This window comes from Mariniflexile sp. HMF6888 (assembly GCF_044335535.1).
Classification (GTDB): Bacteria; Bacteroidota; Bacteroidia; order Flavobacteriales; family Flavobacteriaceae; genus Mariniflexile.
Genome location: NZ_JBIQVZ010000013.1, coordinates 38,346 through 59,163, shown reverse-complemented (window position 1 = coordinate 59,163; position 20,818 = coordinate 38,346). Strand labels below are relative to the sequence as shown.

Below are 20,818 nucleotides of genomic sequence, written 5' to 3'. Positions count from 1 at the left end.
GGATCAAGTGGTCTAGAAGTTTAATATCAAACATTTCAGACGTTTTCTTAATTTTGTAAATAAGGTTTAAATTAACCTGACTTTTTTGTCTGTAGAAATTAATGGAACAACAGCTTTAGTGTATTTTGGGTTTCTACCTATTTGATTTTTAAAGCATCCTCACTTTCCCTTCATGGTTTATTGACATTAAAGTTTATTTTTAAAATCATAGAATTTATATGAAAAATCGTATATTAGTTGATGTAAGATGAATTATAAATGAAGCTTAATTAATGCATAATAAAGAACTGGAATTAGCTTGGGAATTTGTTAATAAAACAAATCGTTCTATTTTTTTAACAGGTAAAGCAGGAACTGGTAAGACCACTTTTTTACATAGGTTGAAAATGGATAGTTTGAAACGTATGGTAATTGTTGCCCCAACTGGTGTAGCTGCCATTAATGCTAGAGGTGTTACCATACATTCATTTTTTCAAATGCCGTTCGGTCCCATTTTGCCTGACACAGATTTAAACGCTTCTAAAGGATTTAATAGAAAATTTAGCAAAACTAAAATCGAAATCATTAAATCGATGGATTTATTGATTATTGACGAAATTAGTATGGTAAGAGCTGATTTATTAGATGGTATAGATAGAACATTGCGTCGTTTTAGAAATAGGAGTAAAGCTTTTGGAGGCGTGCAGGTTTTAATGATTGGTGACTTACAACAACTTTCACCAGTTATTAAGGATAATGAATGGGAGCTATTAAAGTCATTTTATAAGAATGGATTTTTCTTTAGCAGTTTTGCATATCAAGAATGCCATGCCATAACAATAGAACTGAAACATATTTACAGACAGGAAAACCCAAAGTTTATAGAAATACTTAATGAGATACGAAACAATGTGCTTTCGGAAGATTCAACGAATGAGTTGAATAGGCGCTATATTCCAGATTTTATACCAGCACCAGATGCAGGCTATATTTCATTAACTACACATAACAATAAGGCAGAAGCCACTAATAATGCTGAACTTGCTAAATTAAAAACCAAAACACATACTTATAAGGCTGGATTGGAAGGTACATTTCCTGAATATGCTTATCCAAATAAGGCTTTACTTGAGTTGAAGGTGGGGGCACAGGTCATGTTTGTAAAAAATGACAGCAGTCCAGATAAGCGTTATTTTAACGGTAAGATTGGGAAAATTATACATTTAGAAAAGGATGAAGTTGTTGTAAAGTGTCCTGATGATGATTTTAATATAATAACGACACCCGAAATTTGGGAAAATATAAATTATTCCGTTGATGCCGAAACTAAAGCTATTTCAGAAGAAAGAATTGGTGCTTTTACACAAATGCCTTTGCGTTTAGCTTGGGCAATTACTATTCATAAAAGTCAGGGATTAACTTTTGAAAAAGCCATTATAGATGCTCAAGGTGCATTTGCACACGGGCAAACTTATGTGGCGTTAAGCCGATGTAAATCTTTGGAAGGGTTGGTTTTAAAAAGTAAAATTCATTCAAACCAAATAATTAGTGATAGTAATGTTGTTTCATTCACCAAAGATGCCGAACAAAACGCACCCGATGAATCCGTTTTAGAATTTTCGCAGAAAGACTTTCAATTAGATTTAATTTTTGAAATTTTCGATTTTTATGAATTTTTAAATCCTGTTAATAGAGTATTAGATATTTTTTATAAGAACAGAACAGTTATTGAAGGACATCTTGAGGAACCCCTGTTGTCCATTAAAAATACACTCGTAAATCTTTTAAAAATCAGTAATGGTTTTAATACTCAGCTAAAGCAACTATCAAAAAAGGAAGATTTACCAGAGGCAAGTGAAATCATTCAGGAACGTTTTAAAAAAGCAATAGCATATTTTAAAACTGAAGTTGAAACACATATAGTTTCATCATTAAAAATATTAAATTTCACTACAGATAATAAAGCAATTGGAGCCGATTTATCCAAGAATATGGATGCCATTGAAGAACTTTTAGAAGCCAAATTATTATATTTTAATAATTTGGCACAAGGGTTTTATGTAAATACTTTTTTAGATCTCAGGGCAAAAGCAGTTTTTATTTCAAAAGAATCTCCCAAAAAAACTAGAAAAACTGTTGTAGATGGTACTACAAATATAGAATTGTTCGAACGGTTAAGAATTCTTAGAAATGAGATTGCTCAAGAAAATGATTTAATCCATTACCAGATTTTTGCACAAAAAGCATTATATGAAATATGTGAAACCTTGCCATTAACAAAACAAGAATTGAAAAAAGTGAATGGTTTGGGCGATGTTCGTATAAAAAAATATGGCGATGCTATTTTAAAAGTAATTAAAGACTATTGCGATGAAAATGGTATTGAAACTTCAACAGATATAGATGTTTTTGAAACTGAAAAACCAAAAAAGAAGAAGGGAGATACCAAGAGAATATCCTTAGAATTGTTTAAATCTGGAAAAAATATTCAAGAAATTGCTAATGAACGAGAATTAAACGAGAATACTATTTTTGGGCATTTGGCAAGTTTTGTAGCTTCGGGAGAAGTAAAGATTACAGATTTAATACCAAAAGAACATTATAATAACTTATTAGCATTAATTCCTAAAACAACTTTTGAAAACTTATCTGACTTAAAAAATCAATTAGATGATGTATATAGCTATGGTGAGTTACGATTGGTATTGGAACATTTAAAATCTTTATAAGATTCATTGTTATCCGATAAAACTTTTATATTCCCTGCAAACATAGTGATAAAGGCTTTTTTAAGAGGTTACAAATTTGTGGGCTAGCATTTTGTAATAGTTAGTTACTTAACGAGTATAAAAGCAGAAAAGTAAATCAATTTGTTGTCATTTTCTCTATTGTCTATTGTCTATTGTCTATTGTCTTTTAGCGAAGCGATCTTGAATCTTGAATCGGACACTCATGATAAAAATTAATATATTCTTTATTTTGTAAGGTTATAACATAAGAATGACTAATGGATAATTAAAATTATTTAGTTACTTTAGTAAAGCCTATGAATGTTATTATAGAATCATCACTTCAAACACTAAAAAAGTCTAAAACTTTATTAGACAATTTAACAGATAATCTTTTAAGCGATTCATCGGTATCGCCATACCACTCAAGTGTTGGCTCTCATATTAGGCACATTTTAGATTTTTATGACTGCATTTTCAATGTAAATTCCAATAATAAAATTGATTTAACGGCAAGAAGAAGACATAGAGCTGTAGAATTAGAGTGTAGTTGTGCTATACAATATTTAGATTCAATTATAGATAAATTGATGGATTTTAAATTTGATATGACTGAGCCTGTTTTGGTTACGGATGATTTGGGTTTAGGCAAAGTAGAAATGGTATATAGTTATGGTGCTTTGTTTTCACAAGCCAATAGCCATGCTATTCACCATTATGCCATAATAAATTATATATTGGAAGGTTTGAATATTTCTATAAAGGATTCAGATTTTGGATATAACCCTACAACCCCAAAACAAACATCTTTTAATTAATTATTTTTTTTAAACATACTGCTCATAATAATGCGTATGCCTTTAAAAATCAAAAATACGGCCATAGCACAAATTATACTAGCTACAATTAATAAGGGCATATAAAGAGCGTTTTCTTTATCGGAAAGGGCCATGGTCATTAAAATAGGGCCAATAAATAAGCTTAATAAAGCGAAAACTAAGGTTTTTATGCCTTTAATAAGTATTGTTTTATCTGTTCTTTTGGTTTCCATTTTTATAGTTTTTAATTGCTGAACGTACGTTTTTGTGAGTATTTAAAAGTGCTTTTGCTTCTTCTTCTGAGACATTAAGTTCTGTCATAATCATTTTAGTACCTCTATCTACTAGTTTATTATTGCTTAGTTGCATATCAACCATTTTGTTGCCTTTTATATGACCAAGCTGAATCATGGTGGTTGTAGTTATCATATTCAATACTAGTTTTTGAGCTGTACCAGCTTTCATTCTAGAACTTCCAGTGACAAACTCAGGACCAACAATAACTTCAATGGGGTATTGCGCTGTTTGTGAAAGTGGACTGTTTTTATTGCAAGTGATGCAACCTGTAATGATATTATTATCATTGCATGTTTTTAGGGCAGCAATAACATAAGGTGTTGTACCGGAAGCAGCAATACCAACAACGACATCTTTGCTTGAAATTTGATAGGTTTTTAAATCTTCCCAACCTTGTGTGGTAGAATCTTCGGCAAACTCTACGGCTTTTCTAATAGCAGAATCGCCACCAGCAATAAGACCTATAACTAAATCATGAGAGACACCAAAAGTAGGTGGACATTCTGATGCATCTAAAATGCCCAAGCGCCCACTGGTGCCAGCTCCCATATAAAACAAGCGACCACCTTCTTTTAATTTAGTTACTATGATGCTAACTAAAGCTTCGATTTGTGGTAGTGATTTTTCAACTGCTTGGGGTACACTTTTGTCTTCATTATTAATGTTACTTAATAATTCAGAAATACTCATCTTTTCCAGATGATTGTAGTTTGAATCTTGCTCGGTTGTTTTTGTAAAATTCATAATTCAAAAGTATGAATTATTGGCGATTTTAGTCAAAAAGAATGTTGTCAACTTCTAATTTTTTATCATTTATAAAATCATAAAGGGTTAACTGTCTTAAAATGTAATAATCCCGCCAAAATTTCTCGAGGGAATTTAAATATTGTAGAACGGCTTTATCTTTTTCTTGTAAAGCAATATTTAAGTCTGTTATGGTTATTTTGTCTAAAACATATCTTTTTTGTGAAATATCATAACGTTTTATAGCTATTTCTTTTGCTTTTTCTGCCGTTTCTAAAAAGTCTCTTTGATTTGACCAATTAAGGACGTGTAAATAAATTTCTTGCTCAAAAGCCTGTTTTTCTTGGTCTATATTATTGTTAGTTAGGTCTAGATCGGCTTCTGCCATTTTACGTTTTGATTTAGAAACTCCCCAATCAAAAACAGGGATACTCACAGAAACAGAAACATTTTGTTGTTTATTATAGTTGTTAAAAAGATTATTGAAGTCATCACCATTTTGTGAAATCCCAAAATTAGCAGCAACACCTAGTCTTAATCGATTATTACCTTTTTGAAAAGCCAATTCTTTTTCTGCTTCTAACCGCTTTCTTCTAAACTCTATAACCGTTTTTCTGTTTGATTGTGCTTCTTCCAAGGCTTTATCAATATTTACTTCAAAAAGAGGTAATTTATCAGGAACATCCAATTGTATGTTTTCTGTTTCCAACTCTAAATATCTCGCCAAATTTTGAGAAGTTCTTTTTAGTTCAATGGTATTAGTCGTTACAGTATTTCTAGAATTTAATAAAGTTAATTCTACTTGTAACAATTCATTCTCTGCTATTTTTCCAATTTTAAAGCGCCCTTGTGAAATTTGATAAAGTGTATCTTGGTTTGATAAATTTACTTTAGCTATTTCGAGCTGCATTTGAGCTTTAAGTAATTGAAAATACCTTTGGCAGGTTGTTACTGAAATATCTTCCATTTTTTCAATAAAATCCCTTCTCGATTCTTCATAAATTAAAGGTTCGATTTTTTTATCCCATTTAAAAGGGTTATAAAATATAGAGTTTTGGAAATATCTTATAGAAAAAGGAACCACTGAATAACCGATATTATCATCAAGTCCAAAAAGTTCAATACGCTCTAAATTAGAATTTAATGAAAGTGTACCTCCAGTGTATGGAATGTTTTGTGCTATAGATAGTCCGCCTTCTAAAAGTAATTGATCTTGATTTACAAAAACATCTTGACCAGCATCATTTGTTATTCTACGTACCGCTTTATTGTATTCGGGTAAAGTAGCATTAAATCTTAATTGAGGTAGAAAACTTGCCTTGTAATTTCTAAAGCGCCAGTAGTTGGACTGATTTCTATTTAAGGTTGTTTTATAATCTGGTGATTGTTTTTGGGCTAAATTAATGGCTTCGCTTAAGGTTATTTTTTTTGATTGCGAAAAAGTTAAACAAGAGAAAATTAAGATTAATACTAGCAATGTTTTTTTCATTTCTTTGGCTTTGTGTTAATGGAATAATGCATTATTCAGATCTAAGTGCCTGAATGGGCTTTTTATTGGCAGCAGCTTTAGCGGGAAATATTCCAAAAACGAGCCCTACTATAACTGCAATAAAAAAGGAAAGCAATATGGAGTTTAGAGAGAGTACGGTTTCTATACCAGAAACTATTTCAATAACATAGGCACCTATTATTCCAACAATTATTCCTATAATGCCACCACCAACACTAATTAATACCGATTCTGATAAAAATTGTAAAATCACGTCTTCTTCTGTAGCACCTATGGCACGAATTATTCCTATTTCTTTGGTTCTTTCCAATACCGATGCTAGCATAATATTCATAATGCCAATACCTCCAATAAGTAAAGAAATGCCAGCGATAATACTTAATACAATATTAAATATTTGTTTTGTTTTTTGTTGTTGTTTAAGCAGTTGAATGGGGATTGAAATTTCAAAATCCAATACATCATTATGTTTTCGTTTAAGTAGCTTACTTAAAACCTCTGCAGTAGCTTTTAATTCGTTTGAGTTGAAAACCTGGATGGTTAGTTTATCTATTTGATGATAATTACCTCTAGCTATTCGCTCTTTAGGTCCATTTTGATTGTTTCTACTTACATCTAAGTTGTCGGTAATTATTTTTCTGTCCCTATAGCGTACTAAAAATGTTTTTATAGGGATGTAAATGTCTTGGTTTAAATCCCTAATGCCTAAATCCTCTTGGGCTTTATCGGAAATTAGTTTTTCTTCAATAACGCCAACAACTTGTAGCCAAACATCTTTTACTTTAATTTGTTTGCCTAAAGCACTTTCGCCGGTAAATAATTTTTTCTCTACTTTTTTGCCAATAATACATACCGGCAGCGCATTGTTTATTTGATATTTTGTAAAAATCTTCCCTTTTTCAATATGAATATTCGATACATCAAAAAATGCAGGAGAAACACCTATTAGTTTTACGGAATTTTGTTTTCCATCATTTATAACGTAAGTATCTAAAATTATTTCAGGGCTTACAACTTTTACACTTGGTATTGTTTTAGTAATACTTAAGGCATCTAATATGTCTAAACCTTTAGAAAACTTTTTAGACTCATTATTTGTAGTTTCCTCTTCACTGTCGCTTTCAGTTTCATCTTCAAGATCAGGTAAAGGTGTTACCACGATATTATTGACTCCGACCAATTCAAGTTGCGATAAAATTTCTTTTTCGGCACCATTTCCAATGGCAAGCATGGTTATTACCGATGCTACTCCAAAAATAATTCCTAAAGCAGTTAAAAAAGTTCTTACTTTATTTGTTTTAATAAACCAGTATGCCTCATTAAAATTGGATTTCAGTTTTTCTAAAAGTATTTTGTCTATCATGTTTTACTTTAATAGTTTTATACTTTTTTCTTCCATATTTTCGGGCGCATTTAAGTAAACAACATCATTTTCTTTCAATCCTTTTTTTATAATGACGACTTCATTATTGGCTAGACCTAATTCTACCTGTCTTTTTTCAATGGAATAACCAGATTTTACATAGGTGTAACTAATAGAATCTTTTGAAAAGATAGCCTCCAATGGCGCCATTAATACATTGTCTTCTTGATGTGTTAAAATCCGATTAGACGTTGTCATGCCTGGTCTAATATTTTTATTTGTTGAATTAAGTTTAATTAATACTTGAAAAAGTTTAATATCGGATCCTCTTTTGTTTTCACCTACATTTGCTACGTCTGTTACAACGCCATCTATTTCTATATCAGGAAAAGCATCAAAACCAATTTTTACTTTTAACCCTTTTTTTATTTTTCGTATATCAATCTCGTTGCTATAGGTTTTAGATTCCATTTTTGTTAAATCGGGCAAACTAGCCAAGGCAGGTTCCCAAGGTGATATGGTAGACCCAACTTTCTTTTTATTGCCGTTCCAGTCTTTAACATAAGTTACCATCCCATCATCTTCAGAATACACGGTAAACTCTTTTTGCAAATCAATCAACTCTTCAATTTGTTTTTTTATTTTAGAGACTTCGGTGCCGACTTGAATCATTTTAGCATTTGATTGTCTTTTTTTAATGGAATAATCTTCTTTTTTCTCTTTGAGTTCGCGTTCAAATTTTTCAATTTTAATCTCTAGTTGTCGAATTGTTGCAGGCGGTTCATAGATGGAACGTTTTAGTTCTAATTGGTTTTCTTCAATATTAAATAGAAGGTCTTTTATAGCAGTTCGTTCTTGTTTTAGGGCAAGAGTTGTATCAAGCTGTTGAAGCGTATATCTAGATTCGGCATTTTCTAAACTTAGTCGGGCATCATTAATTTTACTATTGACTTCTGAAGCGTCAATTTTGCCAATATAACCGCCCTTTTTTACTATAGTGCCTTCAGCTACTAAATCTTGTATTTTTAGTTGGTAGATGTTGAAACGTCTCGCACCGATAGGCCCATTGATTTCTTTTGAACTTGTAGATTGTGCTTCTCCAGAAATGATTACTTCATTTAAGTAAGTACCTTTTATAATTTTTGTTGTTAATAAGATGTCTTCTTCTCCAGTGGCTCCGAAAAATGAATAAATAGTAATTAAAATAACGATTCCGCTAATAATTAAGGCTAACCTTTTTTTATTCATAAAGATTGTTTTTTTGATTGATGAAAACTATTTAGTTTGCTAAATATAGTTTTTGTAAGATTTCTTATGGTTAAAATTCTCATAAAGTTTGTGGTTTTTCTAAGAATAAAAAAAATCACATAGGAAATAGCTTGCAATTTGGAGCGTTGTTATTTTATTTTGTAGTTGTAAATAGAAACTTCCGAAGCTCTAAAATAACCTAATGGGTAATTGTTAGGGTTGGTTTGATTTATACAATTACCCCTTAATGTTGCTGGTCGAACATCGAAGGGACCATCCGATTCGTCTTTACTTTGTTGCAATAGAATAGTCATATACTCAAAAAAACGCTGGGAGATACCGTGGTTTTGTATGATGAGTTCATTTCCAGTTTTAAGGTTTTCATTGCTATGAAATGCGAAAATTTGATTTCCATCTGTAAATTCATCATCATATACATCGAGACTAGCTCTATTTAAATTGGAATTGATGAATTCAAAAAAATAATAGTTTTTAATGTTTTTTGGGTCTGTATAAAAAGCTTTTATTTCGGTTTCATTACCCGAAAAGCCTGCATTGTTTTTTTGTTCTACTTTGTCGATTGGAACAATAGGCATTAGGGTTTCTGAAGCGGTATAAATGTCATTTTTATAAACAATTTTAAGATTGTAAACCCCATTGATTACTGGAGTAAATGATTGATTTATATAGATGCCGGTATCATTTTCTTCAATAAAGTTAAAAGTGTTATTGTTAGTATCGGTTACAGTTACCGTAGCTCCTGTTGCCGGTATAACGGTAGTGCTGTAGTAGGGAGCTGTTTGTGTTAGTTTTATTAGTTGGTTGTTTCCGGTTGTATCCTTAAACCAAGTTAATGAGGCATCTATAACAAGCCTTGGTTCTGCTGTATTTAAATTTAATTCAATAACATCTTCGCATGATATTAAAAACAGGAAGCATACTATATATATTATTTTTTTCATATGTAAATATCTATTGTTTTTTTAATGGTCATATGGTATCGCTTTAATCTTCATTAGTGTTTGTGTTTCCAAATCATGGCGATTTCATTTTTTAAAACTTAAAATTATACGATATAGATGGCACAATACCAAAAATAGATAATCTATAGGCTTCGTTTACTTTTGTGTCTTCATTTTGTCCAAATGATATGGAAGCAGCATTTTTCCGATTGTAAATATTATAAATACCAAAAACCCAATAAGATTGCCAACCTTTGGCTTTTTCGGGTTTCGGATTGTAAGTTACCGAAGCATCCAATCTATGATATGCTGGTAATCTATCAGAATTTCTACTATTATAATTGGGAATGGTTACACCATTGTATGTATATTGACCGTTTGGAAACGTACTTGGTTGCCCCGTTTGAAATAAAAAATTGGCATTAATCTTTATTTTTTTATTTAAATCGTAGCTGCCTGTAAATGATACATCGTGTGTTTTGTCGTAAGGTGTGTTGTACCATTCACCATTATTAATACCTGTTTCTGTGTCAGTTCTACCTTTTGTCAGCTGTTTAGACTTTGATAGGGTATAGGCTAACCAACCTTTAAATTTACCTTCGTTTTTCCTTAAAAAGAATTCTAAGCCATAAGCTTTTGCTTCACCATTTAAAATAACTTGTTCTATGGCATTATTAGCTATTAAATCGGCACCGTCTATATAATCTATTCTATTTTTTACGGTTTTGTAGAAACTTTCAAGTTCTAAAGAATATCTATTGTTTTTTAAATTCTTAAAATATCCTATTGCGAATTGATTGAGTAATTGTGGTTTAACGTATTTGCCACTTGGTGTCCATATATCTAGCGGCGTAGGTGAACTTGTATTTGATAACAAATGCAAATATTGACTCATTTTGTTATAACTCGCTTTTATAGAGTTACTCGAATTAATTTGATATGCTAAGGACACACGTGGTTCTATATTGAAAAAGCTTGAAATAATGTCATTTCGCTTGAAAGACTCAGTGCCTATTGGTTCTGCTTTTTCATAAATCTGAAAATCTTCATTAAAAACCACGGCTTCATTATTTTCATATAGGTTTAATTCATCTTGACCTAATCTAAGAAAAGAACTCAATCGAAATCCATAGGATAATGCTAATTTGTCAGATACTTTTTGTTCAGCATCCAAATAAATGGCGTTTTCGAGAGCAAACTTATCAATAAGTTTAAAAGGGTTTATTCCAGAGGTTTCAGATGTAGGGTTGATATCTCCTGGATTAAACTTATAGTAAATACTGTTTAGACCATATTGTAATTTGAATTTATCGGATATATAATGTTTAAAATCGTATTTTAAGTTAAAATTTTTAATGCCCGACACCCAATCAAATTCAACAAAGCTTAATTTTAAACCGTAATAATAATCAGAATAAATAAGTGATACATTTGAAAAGAGTTTGTCGGAAAGCAAATGGTTCCATCTAAAATTTAAAACCGTGTTTCCGTAGGTATTGTCAAAAGTTTCACTAATTCTAAACACATCGCGTCCAAAATACCCAGAAAGATATATGCTATTTCTATCATTTAGTTTGTAGCTTAACTTGGTATTTAAATCGTAGAAATATGCAGTATTACCGACATCAAAAAGTGGTAAAAATAGGTGTGCATAACTGGATCTACCGCCAAAAAGAAATGAACCTTCATCTTTTTTTAGCGGGCCTTCAATAAGTAATCTGCTAGACACTAAACCAATACCGCCATTGGCGTGAAATGCGTTGCTGTTCCCTTCTTTTTGATAAATATCCAAAACAGAGGAAACCCTACCACCATATCTTGCTGGGATACCACCTTTGTATAGTTTTAGATCTTTGATGGCATCTGGGTTGAAAACCGAAAAGAATCCAAACAAATGTGATGAGTTAAAAATAGTAGCTTCATCTAAAAGAATTAAATTTTGGTCTACCGATCCACCACGAACATTAAACCCCGAAGCACCTTCACCAGCACTTGTCACTCCTGGTAATAATGTAATGGCTTTAATAATATCTGCTTCTCCCAACACGACAGGTATTTCTTTTATGCTGCTTGCCGTTAAGCGGTTTACACTCATTTGCGGCGCTTGAATGTTTGTTTTTTCAATGTTCTCTATTAAAACGATTTCGTTTAAAGTTTCCAACGAATCCGTTAAGTTGAAATTTTTGGTAAGGTTATTAGATAGTGTGATGGTTTCATTTATTGTGACAAATCCTAAGTAACTAATTATAATTTTATAAGTGCCTTTTGGTAACGTTATAGAGTAAAAACCATATTCATTGGTTGTAGTGCCCGCTTTTAATTCAGGGAAAATAATACTAACACCTATAAGGGTCTCGTTGTTTTTCTCTTCAGAAACTATTCCTTTGAGAGTGAATTTATCCTGAGCGTTTGTAGGTATATTACTAAAACAAAATATAAAAAGAAAACATATAATTATGTTTTTCATCAAGAACTCGTTTAAACTTTTCACAATTGGCTAAAAAATTGTCCTTTTGCACTCGTTTTTTATCTTTTCTTCCTTCCGTAGCCCTGCTACGCAACTCAAAAAATCTTTCAACCGAGCACAAAATGACTAATTTTCGCTTCAATCAAAAAAGTTTAAACGAGTTCTAAATGTTTTTTTTATAAATGTATAAAAAAAGCTCCTTAATAGGAGCTTTTTAAAACTGTATTTATTTTTTCTGTCAATTTAAGATGCTATTAAGCGTTTTGCTTGGTCGCATCGCATTATTAACTAAAGTTTCATTTGGTTCATAATAACCACCAATATTTACTGGTTTTCCTTGAACTAGGTTAAGCTCATTTACAATAGCCGTTTCATTTGCTGCCAATTGTTTAGCTATTGGTTCAAATTCTGCCTTTAGAGCGGTATTTTTTGTTTGATTTGCTAAAGCTTGCGCCCAATATAAGGCTAAATAAAAATGACTTCCTCTATTGTCTAATTCACCTGTTTTACGAGAAGGCGATTTTCCGTTATCAAGTAATTTGCCTGTAGCTTCATCTAAAGTATCGGCTAAAATTTGAGCTTTTGGGTTGTTTTTTGTGGTTGATAAATGTTCTAAAGAAACAGCTAATGCTAAAAATTCACCTAAAGAATCCCAACGTAAATGGTTTTCATTGATAAATTGCTCAACATGTTTTGGTGCAGAACCACCAGCACCAGTTTCAAATAAGCCTCCACCATTCATTAAAGGAACGATTGATAACATTTTTGCACTGGTACCAACTTCTAAAATCGGGAATAAATCGGTTAAATAATCACGTAAAACGTTTCCAGAAACTGAAATAGTATCTTTTCCTTCCTTAAGTCTTTCGCAAGTAAATAGTGTTGCATCTATAGGAGACAAGATTCTTAAATCTAAACCCGTTGTATCGTAATCTTTTAAGTAAGTGTTTATTTTTTTGATTAGCTCAGCATCGTGTGCTCTGTTTTTATCCAACCAGAAAACAGCAGGAGTTTCAGATGCTTTAGCACGGGTAACAGCTAATTTTACCCAATCTTGAACAGGAGCATCTTTTGTTTGACACATTCTCCAGATATCTCCAGCTCCTACATTATGTTGTAACAACGTATTTCCAGAAGCATCAATAACACTTACACTTCCGTTTGAAGCTATTTCAAACGTTTTGTCGTGTGAACCATATTCCTCAGCTTTTTGAGCCATTAATCCAACGTTTGGTACGGTACCCATAGTTGTTGGATCAAAAGCACCATTTTTTTTGCAAAAATCGATGGTAGCAGCATAAATACCCGCATAACTACTATCTGGAATAACCGCTTTGGTATCTTGAGGTTTGCCATCGGCATTCCACATTTGGCCAGATGTACGTATCATGGCAGGCATAGAAGCATCAATGATTACGTCACTTGGTACATGTAAGTTAGTAATGCCTTTGTCACTATTTACCATAGCTACAGCAGGACCGTTTTTAAATGCAGCATCAATATCTGCTTGAATTTCGTTACGTTTAGCTTCTGGTAAGGTTTGGATTTTTTCAACTAAATTCCCAAAACCGTTGTTTACGTTAACACCAATTTTCTCTAAGATTTCTGCATGTTTTTCAAACACATTTTTGAAAAATACTTTTACAGCATGTCCAAAAATAATAGGGTCGCTCACTTTCATCATGGTGCCTTTCATGTGTAATGAAAATAATACATCTTTAGCTTTTGCATCGGCTATTTGCGCCTCTAAAAAGCTTACTAATGCTGTTTTGCTTAAAACAGTGGCATCAATAATTTCACCTTTTAATAATTTGAAGCTATCTTTTAAAACGGTCGCAGTTCCATGACTGTCTGTATGTATAATTTTAATGCTAGTGGCTTCGGGTAAGGTTACCGATTTTTCGTTGTGGAAAAAATCGCCAGCATCCATAGTTGCTACGTGTGTTTTTGAATCGCTGCTCCATGCACCCATAGAATGTGGGTTCTTTTTTGCGTAATTCTTTACTGCTTTTGGCGCCCGTCTATCCGAGTTGCCTTCACGAAGTATAGGGTTCACAGCACTTCCTTTAATTTTATCGTAACGTGATTTGATATCTTTTTCCGCATCGTTAGCGGCCTCATCTGGATAGTTAGGGATTGCGAATCCTTGAGATTGTAATTCTTTTATGGCAGCTTTTAACTGCGGAATTGAAGCACTAATGTTTGGTAATTTAATAATGTTGGCATCAGGGCTTTTAGCCAATTCACCAAGTATAGCCAAATCGTCTGAAACACGTTGGTCTTCATTTAAAAAATCAGGAAAAACGGCTAAAATTCTTGCAGCTAAAGAGATATCTCTAGTTTCAATATTAATACCAGAAGACTTAACAAAAGCTTTAACAATTGGTAAAAAAGAACGGGTTGCTAGTGCCGGAGCTTCATCAGTTTTTGTATAAATAATTTTAGACATTAATGTAACGGTTTTTTTTATGTTAGTATTTAGCTATAATTAAAATGCGACATACAATAATGTTTTCGCGACGCGAATATACAAAAATTGACTTTTATAAATGCTTAAACGATTAATCAAAAGTGTCAATACCGACAATATTTCACAGAATTTTAAAAAAGGTAGTAACCAATAAGAATTCATTAATAAAAATATTGAAGAAGCTATAAAAAACAAAAGCCATATCACTGCAGAATTAAATCTACTTTGACATGGCTTTCTTTGAAATAACATAACTCAATCTAATTGATATCTCTATCAAATCAATTTAGTTTTTAATCTAAATCTTTTCAATTTAAGTGCTATTATTTCAATGAAACATTTCTGTAATTTTCAAAATGTATTGACCTATTACTAAAAATGTTTCTAATAATTGTTTTTCTTGATGCCATTAATTTTTCTTTTCGTTTTAACGTCAAGTTTTTTTAAGACATTGCTTTAATTACAACAACAATCCTTTCGGCACTGCTGCTTTTTCAAGCTTTCAATTATACCAGTTGCTGCCTATTTATGTATGCAGTACTTTTTATAATATCTTGGTTTCTTGCTACCACACGTTTACACATGCTGCAATAAAACCTCAAAAAACAATTACAAATAAATAAAGAACGTTACCTTATTAAGAAACTAAATTCAAATTCATTTTTCAAATGAAACCAGTTTGCACTGTATTTTTGTTTCTTAATTGCTAAGATAAGATATATATCCTGAAAAAACAAAACATTTAACATTTTATATATCAACGATTTATGAACCGAAGTTGTTAACTTTTGTTAATAAAAAAAGTCCTGAGAGGTTTCAGGACTTTTTGCTTGCTTTCGCAATAATACTTTATTAACGTCTACGTTCTTTAATTCTGGCTTTTTTACCAGTAAGACCTCTAAAGTAGTAGATTCTAGCTCTACGCACTTTACCGCGTTTATTAACTTCAATTTTTTGTAATGCAGGTAAATTAACTGGAAAAATACGTTCCACACCAATAGTACCAGACATTTTTCTAATGGTAAAAGTTTCTGATGAACCAGATCCTCTTCTTTGAATTACTACACCTCTAAAAAACTGGGTACGTACTTTTTCGCCCTCTCTAATTTCATAGTATACAGTAATTGTGTCTCCAGCTCCAAACTCTGGAAAGTCTTTTTTTGTTACAAATTCGTCTTGTACAAACTTTACTAAAGATTCCATATCTTTAAATTTTAATAATGATTAATTCGAAACAACATTCACGATTCTCGCCAGAGGTTAACCCGAAATTGGGTGCAAAGATAACTAAAAAGTTAAAAGTTAAAAGTTAAAAGTTAAAAGTTTTTAAAAATAAAGTGTTTAGACGTTCTCTTAATCCTCTAATAAATCAGGCCTACGTTCTTTTGTTCGTAAATAGGCTTGCTCTTCACGCCACTTTTCAATTTCAGGGAAGTTGCCGCTAAACAATAATTCAGGTACTTTCCAGCCTTTATATTCTCGGGGTTTGGTGTAAATAGGTGGTGCCAGTAAATTATCTTGAAACGAATCGGTTAGGGCAGAGGTTTCATTGCCCAAAACACCGGGTATTAATCTAATAATGGCATCACATAGTACGGCAGCACCCAATTCGCCACCAGACAAGACATAATCGCCAATAGAAATTTCACGGGTTATAAAATGGTCGCGCACACGTTGGTCAACTCCTTTATAATGTCCACATAAAATAATCATGTTCTCTTTTAACGATAATTGGTTGGCAATGCCTTGCTTTAAGGTTTCACCATCGGGTGTCATATAAATAACTTCGTCGTAATGGCGTTGTGCTTTTAATGCCGATATACATTTATCAATAGGCTCTACCATCATGACCATGCCAGCGCCACCGCCAAATTGTGTGTCGTCTATAGACTTGTATTTATCGGTAGTATAATCGCGTAAATTATGAAAATGGACTTCTACTAAATTTGCTTCAATAGCGCGTTTTAAAATAGAAGCTTCAAACGGACTTTTTAGTAATTCTGGTAAAACGGTAATGATATCGATGCGCATGGTTCTGTATTAAGAATTGCAAAGATAATTGAATTAATGAATTTTAGGAATAAGGCTTTTGTGACGGTTGTTTATATGTTTGTGAAAGTGTCGAAATTGTATAGATTAATTCATTAGTATCCGATTAAAGATTCAAGACTTCACTAAAAGAAAATGGAATATGGATTAAATGACAACAAATTGATATTCAAATGCATAATTTGCATTTGTAAAAGTTTTGTCAGACAACAATGAGATGAATTATTAAAATCACTTTGTTTTCTGTAATAACAATAAAAAAAATCCGCAAGAATTTCTTGCAGATTTTAAACTATTTATAATGAGAATAAAGCTTATTTCTTATCTTTAATTGTTTTTTGCTTATTTATTTCATCTTGTAATTGGCGGCGTACTTTTTGTTCGCGTTCAACAGCTGTTTTACGATGTTCTTCAAATTCTTCTTCAACATCTGAAAGCGCACGTTTGGCTTCTTTGGTAATAGCGTTACTATTTTTAAATTTATAAATAAAGAAAATAAGTAAAGCTAACAATATGGCAATTACAGACCACATGAGTCCGCTATAGCCGCCTTTGCTCATTTGGACACCAAACAACGACATGCTGTTTTTTTCGCTTTTGGTTTTATCTAACGTGTTTTGTGTGTTGGAAAGACTGGTTTTTAAATCTTCAATTTCTTGTGCTTGGGCTTTAACAGTAATTTCGGTGGCTACTAAATCTTTTCGAATGGCTTGTAATGAGTCTAATACATGAGCTTTTAATTCGGTTAGCCAATAAGCTTTAATAACTTTATATGATTGTCCGCGTTCGTCTCTCCAACCGTTTGATTTCGTAATCACATAATCAAATTGGTTATCAAGTGTGCCACTGTTTAGAGATAGTTTGTCGTCATCAGAATCACTTGTTTGGGCAAAAATTGTTAATGAAAATAATAGGGTTAGTAAGGTTAAAGATTTGGTAAAATTCATTTTTGGATGGTTTTTCGATTTTTTTAATTTACTAATTTAAAAAATAATGTCAATAAACAGTTTAAATTTAACAAAAAGCCTCACTTAGTGAGGCTAAATTATATACGATGAAAAATGTAAATTAGATTTTTTTAATTAATAGTATGTAAAACGTCTTACTTTGGCGATGTATTTAGCAAGTCTAATAACTTGTTGGCTGTAGCCATATTCGTTATCGTACCAAATATAGAGCACTACATTTTTGCCATCTGGACGCACTATAGTGGCTTTACTATCATAAATGGCAGGAGCCGAACAGCCAACAATATCGGTAGATACTAATTCGTCACTTAATTCATATTTTATTTGTTCAACCAAATCACCTTCTAAAGCATATTTTTTTAATATGGTATTGATGCCATCAATAGAGGTTTTGTTTTTTAATTCTAAATTAAGAATTGCTAACGACCCATTCGGTACAGGAACACGAATGGCATTAGAGGTTAGTTTGCCAGTTAAGCTAGGCAATGCTTTTGCAACAGCGCTACCTGCGCCAGTTTCGGTAATGACCATATTTAAACCTGCAGCACGCCCGCGACGGTATTTACTATGAAGATTATCAACTAAATTTTGGTCGTTTGTATAGGCATGGATAGTTTCTATATGGCCGCTTTTTATTCCAAAAGAATCTTCTACAACTTTTAAAACGGGTGTTATAGCATTGGTAGTACACGAAGCTGCCGAAAAGATATGAAGCGTATCGGGGTTGTTTTCTAAATGATTAACGCCATACACAATATTAGGTACTTCTTTACCAGGCGCTGTTAGTAAAACCTTATCAACACCTTTGGATTTTAAATGCCTACTTAAATTTGTTTTGTCTCTATAAGCACCTGTATTATCAATAACTAAGGCATTATCGATGCCATATTTGGTGTAATCTATCTCTTCTGGTACAGTTGCAGAAATAATGTTTACGGTAGTACCATTAATTATTAAGGCATTGTTTTTTGCATCAATAGATACGAAACCAGAAAAATCGCCATGAACAGAATCGTTACGTAATAGAGCAGCTCTTTTTTCAAGCATTTGGGCATCAATAGAACCTCGGATAACAATAGCTCTTAAACGTAATTGGCTGCCTTTACCTGTACGTGCCATTAATTCGCGGGCAACTAATCTACCAATTCTGCCAAAACCATAAAGTATAACATTTTTAGGTTTAAAATATTCAGCTTTACTGGCACTTTTTAATTTTTCGGAAATAAAGCCTCTACTGGATCTGTAATTATTTTCTTCTAAATGATATTCATAGGTTAATTTGCCAATATCCAATTTTGCCGGTGGAATTTCCATAGATTTGATAGCTTGGGCAATTTCAACAGAATCGAAAATAGAAATGGGTTTTTGCACAAATTTACCAGCATATTCGTGTAGGTTTAAAATTTCACTTACGTTCCGGTCAATTAACTGATTTCTAAAAATGACTAGCTCAATAGATTTATCGTACCACAAGTCGTTCACAATTTTTATAAATTCTACGGTGGCTTTTCTACGATCTGCTTGAAAAGCTAATTCTTTTTCATAATTTTTGTTAATGGGCATGCTTAAATAGTTTAGGTTGTTGTGATTTTTTGGCAAAAATACCACAACTCAAACGTTTTCGTGAAATATTTTAACAAAAAAATAGCCTTTTAAAGATTCAGTCTTTAAAAGGCTATTTAAGTTTATAAATTTGATTTTATCTAAAGTTATAACGTTCTTTTTCGCCATTAGAATTTATAAGTTCTATTCGTAAAGGTTCGTAATAAGATTTATTTTCGATGGCTTCCTTGACATCGTCAACAGTATTGATTTTAATATCGTTGATGGAAGTGATGATAGCACCTTCTTTAACGCCATTATTTTTCCAATAATCGGCATACTTTCCATTTAACTCAGTTATCTTAACACCGTTGGAAGCGTTTAATCTCTTTAAATCTTCGCGCTTAGCATTTTTAACCATACCAACTAGGGGGAATACAAAGGAGTCATTTTTGGTTAAGGTAACAGCAATCGTTTTTATATTACCATCTCTTGATATTTTTAAGTTTACAACATCATTAACACGTTTAGCACCAATATGCCCAGTTAAATCAGCAAATTTTGAAACTTTAACACCATCAATTTCTTTAATAATATCTCCTTTTTTAACTCCGGCTTTTTCTGCTCCAGAATCTTCAACCACGCTGTCAACATAAATGCCTTCGGTATCGTTAACTCCTAATTTTTCTGAAAATTCACTATTTAATGAGCCACCACTAATACCAAGAATGCCGTTTTGCACATTACCATACTCCATAATATCTTCAATAACCCGACGTGCAATGTTACTTGGTACAGCAAACGAATAGCCAATATACGAGCCCGTTTGTGATGAAATAGCAGTGTTAATACCAATGAGTTCGCCTCTAACGTTTACAAGGGCTCCACCCGAATTTCCTGGGTTTACAGCAGCATCGGTTTGAATAAACGATTGCGAGCTAGTACCCGATAAATCTCTTGATTTTGCACTAATAATGCCCGCCGTAACGGTAGATGTTAGGTTAAATGGATTCCCTACAGCCAACACCCATTCACCAATTTTAGCTTGATCTGAATCTGCAAATGTTACAAACGGTAAGTCTTCATCGGCTTTAATTTTTAAAAGGGCAATATCTGTTTTAGGATCCGATCCTACAATTTCAGCTTTATAGGTTTTGTTATTATTTAAGGTAACCGATAATTCATCAGAATTATTAATAACATGGTTATTTGTAATAATATAGCCATCGGCATTTATTATAACGCCTGAGCCTGTTCCCATTTGCGCACGTGGAGTGGTTCTGCCCGAAAACAAATCTTGCAAGGTTAATTGGCCACTACTAATCGAAACATTTTTAACGTGCACAACCGCATTTACAGCATTTTCGGCAGCAACCGTAAAATCTGGGTTTTCATAAGCTAAATTGTTTACGTTGCTAGTGGGTAAAAATACCGGATTTGTACTTGGTGCTGTTACAACAAATTCACTTTTTGGCTCTACAAAAATTTTGTAGGCACCAAGGGTTAAAGCGCCGCCTAATGCTGAAACCAATACTAATGATAAAATCTTCTTCATAAATTTTCAGTTTAAGTTTTATTTTTTAGAACGATTAAAATTAAATATTTATTGAAATGAAAATTCAACTTTAACGATTTTTAACGCCTATTTTAACGCCGTTTTAACAACAGCAAA

15 protein-coding genes are annotated in these 20,818 nt (G+C 32.3%); 2 read left to right on the top strand and 13 right to left on the bottom strand.

Annotation, left to right across the window (positions count from 1 at the left end; genetic code table 11):
• Positions 1-272: 272 nt before the first annotated feature.
• Entirely contained in the window at positions 273-2,708 is a 2,436-nt protein-coding gene (locus tag ACGLWY_RS17930; protein ID WP_396621056.1) for a helix-turn-helix domain-containing protein, read from the top strand.
• 317 nt (positions 2,709-3,025) lie between these two features.
• Positions 3,026-3,526, top strand: a complete 501-nt coding sequence (locus ACGLWY_RS17925) for a hypothetical protein (RefSeq protein ID WP_396621055.1) — start codon at positions 3,026-3,028, stop codon at positions 3,524-3,526.
• Here the strand turns inward: ACGLWY_RS17925 and ACGLWY_RS17920 are convergent.
• From ACGLWY_RS17920 to ACGLWY_RS17860, 13 genes are all read right to left on the bottom strand, one after another.
• Positions 3,523-3,759 (bottom strand): DUF6095 family protein, encoded by a 237-nt coding sequence (locus ACGLWY_RS17920; protein WP_396621054.1) that lies wholly within the window; start codon positions 3,757-3,759, stop codon positions 3,523-3,525. The genes ACGLWY_RS17925 and ACGLWY_RS17920 overlap by 4 nt on opposite strands.
• Positions 3,737-4,567: an N-acetylmuramic acid 6-phosphate etherase gene (gene murQ, locus ACGLWY_RS17915; protein ID WP_396621053.1), complete on the bottom strand. Its 831-nt coding sequence runs from the start codon at positions 4,565-4,567 to the stop codon at positions 3,737-3,739. Before murQ ends, ACGLWY_RS17920 begins: the two co-directional genes overlap by 23 nt.
• A gap of 28 nt (positions 4,568-4,595) precedes the next feature.
• The gene (locus ACGLWY_RS17910) at positions 4,596-6,056 is read right to left on the bottom strand and encodes a TolC family protein (RefSeq protein WP_396621052.1); all 1,461 of its coding nucleotides are present in this window, start codon (positions 6,054-6,056) and stop codon (positions 4,596-4,598) included.
• Between the two features lie 31 nt (positions 6,057-6,087).
• Positions 6,088-7,440: an ABC transporter permease gene (locus ACGLWY_RS17905; protein ID WP_396621051.1), complete on the bottom strand. Its 1,353-nt coding sequence runs from the start codon at positions 7,438-7,440 to the stop codon at positions 6,088-6,090.
• A gap of 3 nt (positions 7,441-7,443) precedes the next feature.
• The gene (locus tag ACGLWY_RS17900) at positions 7,444-8,688 is read right to left on the bottom strand and encodes an efflux RND transporter periplasmic adaptor subunit (protein ID WP_396621050.1); all 1,245 of its coding nucleotides are present in this window, start codon (positions 8,686-8,688) and stop codon (positions 7,444-7,446) included.
• Positions 8,689-8,837: 149 nt separating this feature from the next.
• Complete coding sequence (locus ACGLWY_RS17895) at positions 8,838-9,650, bottom strand: DUF4249 domain-containing protein (RefSeq protein ID WP_396621049.1); 813 nt, start codon at positions 9,648-9,650, stop codon at positions 8,838-8,840.
• A gap of 91 nt (positions 9,651-9,741) precedes the next feature.
• Entirely contained in the window at positions 9,742-12,117 is a 2,376-nt protein-coding gene (locus ACGLWY_RS17890; RefSeq protein ID WP_396621048.1) for a carboxypeptidase-like regulatory domain-containing protein, read from the bottom strand.
• A gap of 238 nt (positions 12,118-12,355) precedes the next feature.
• Positions 12,356-14,566, bottom strand: coding sequence for an NADP-dependent isocitrate dehydrogenase (locus tag ACGLWY_RS17885; protein WP_396621047.1), 2,211 nt, complete (start codon positions 14,564-14,566; stop codon positions 12,356-12,358).
• 873 nt (positions 14,567-15,439) lie between these two features.
• Entirely contained in the window at positions 15,440-15,790 is a 351-nt protein-coding gene (gene rplS / locus ACGLWY_RS17880) for a 50S ribosomal protein L19 (RefSeq protein ID WP_396621046.1), read from the bottom strand.
• Between the two features lie 150 nt (positions 15,791-15,940).
• Positions 15,941-16,618 (bottom strand): tRNA (guanosine(37)-N1)-methyltransferase TrmD, encoded by a 678-nt coding sequence (trmD, locus tag ACGLWY_RS17875; protein ID WP_396621045.1) that lies wholly within the window; start codon positions 16,616-16,618, stop codon positions 15,941-15,943.
• A 332-nt stretch (positions 16,619-16,950) separates the two neighbouring features.
• Positions 16,951-17,583 (bottom strand): tRNA (guanine-N1)-methyltransferase, encoded by a 633-nt coding sequence (locus ACGLWY_RS17870; protein ID WP_396621044.1) that lies wholly within the window; start codon positions 17,581-17,583, stop codon positions 16,951-16,953.
• Positions 17,584-17,718: 135 nt separating this feature from the next.
• Entirely contained in the window at positions 17,719-19,167 is a 1,449-nt protein-coding gene (locus ACGLWY_RS17865; protein WP_396621043.1) for a glyceraldehyde-3-phosphate dehydrogenase, read from the bottom strand.
• A 136-nt stretch (positions 19,168-19,303) separates the two neighbouring features.
• The gene (locus tag ACGLWY_RS17860; protein WP_396621042.1) at positions 19,304-20,701 is read right to left on the bottom strand and encodes a trypsin-like peptidase domain-containing protein; all 1,398 of its coding nucleotides are present in this window, start codon (positions 20,699-20,701) and stop codon (positions 19,304-19,306) included.
• Positions 20,702-20,818: the final 117 nt, after the last annotated feature.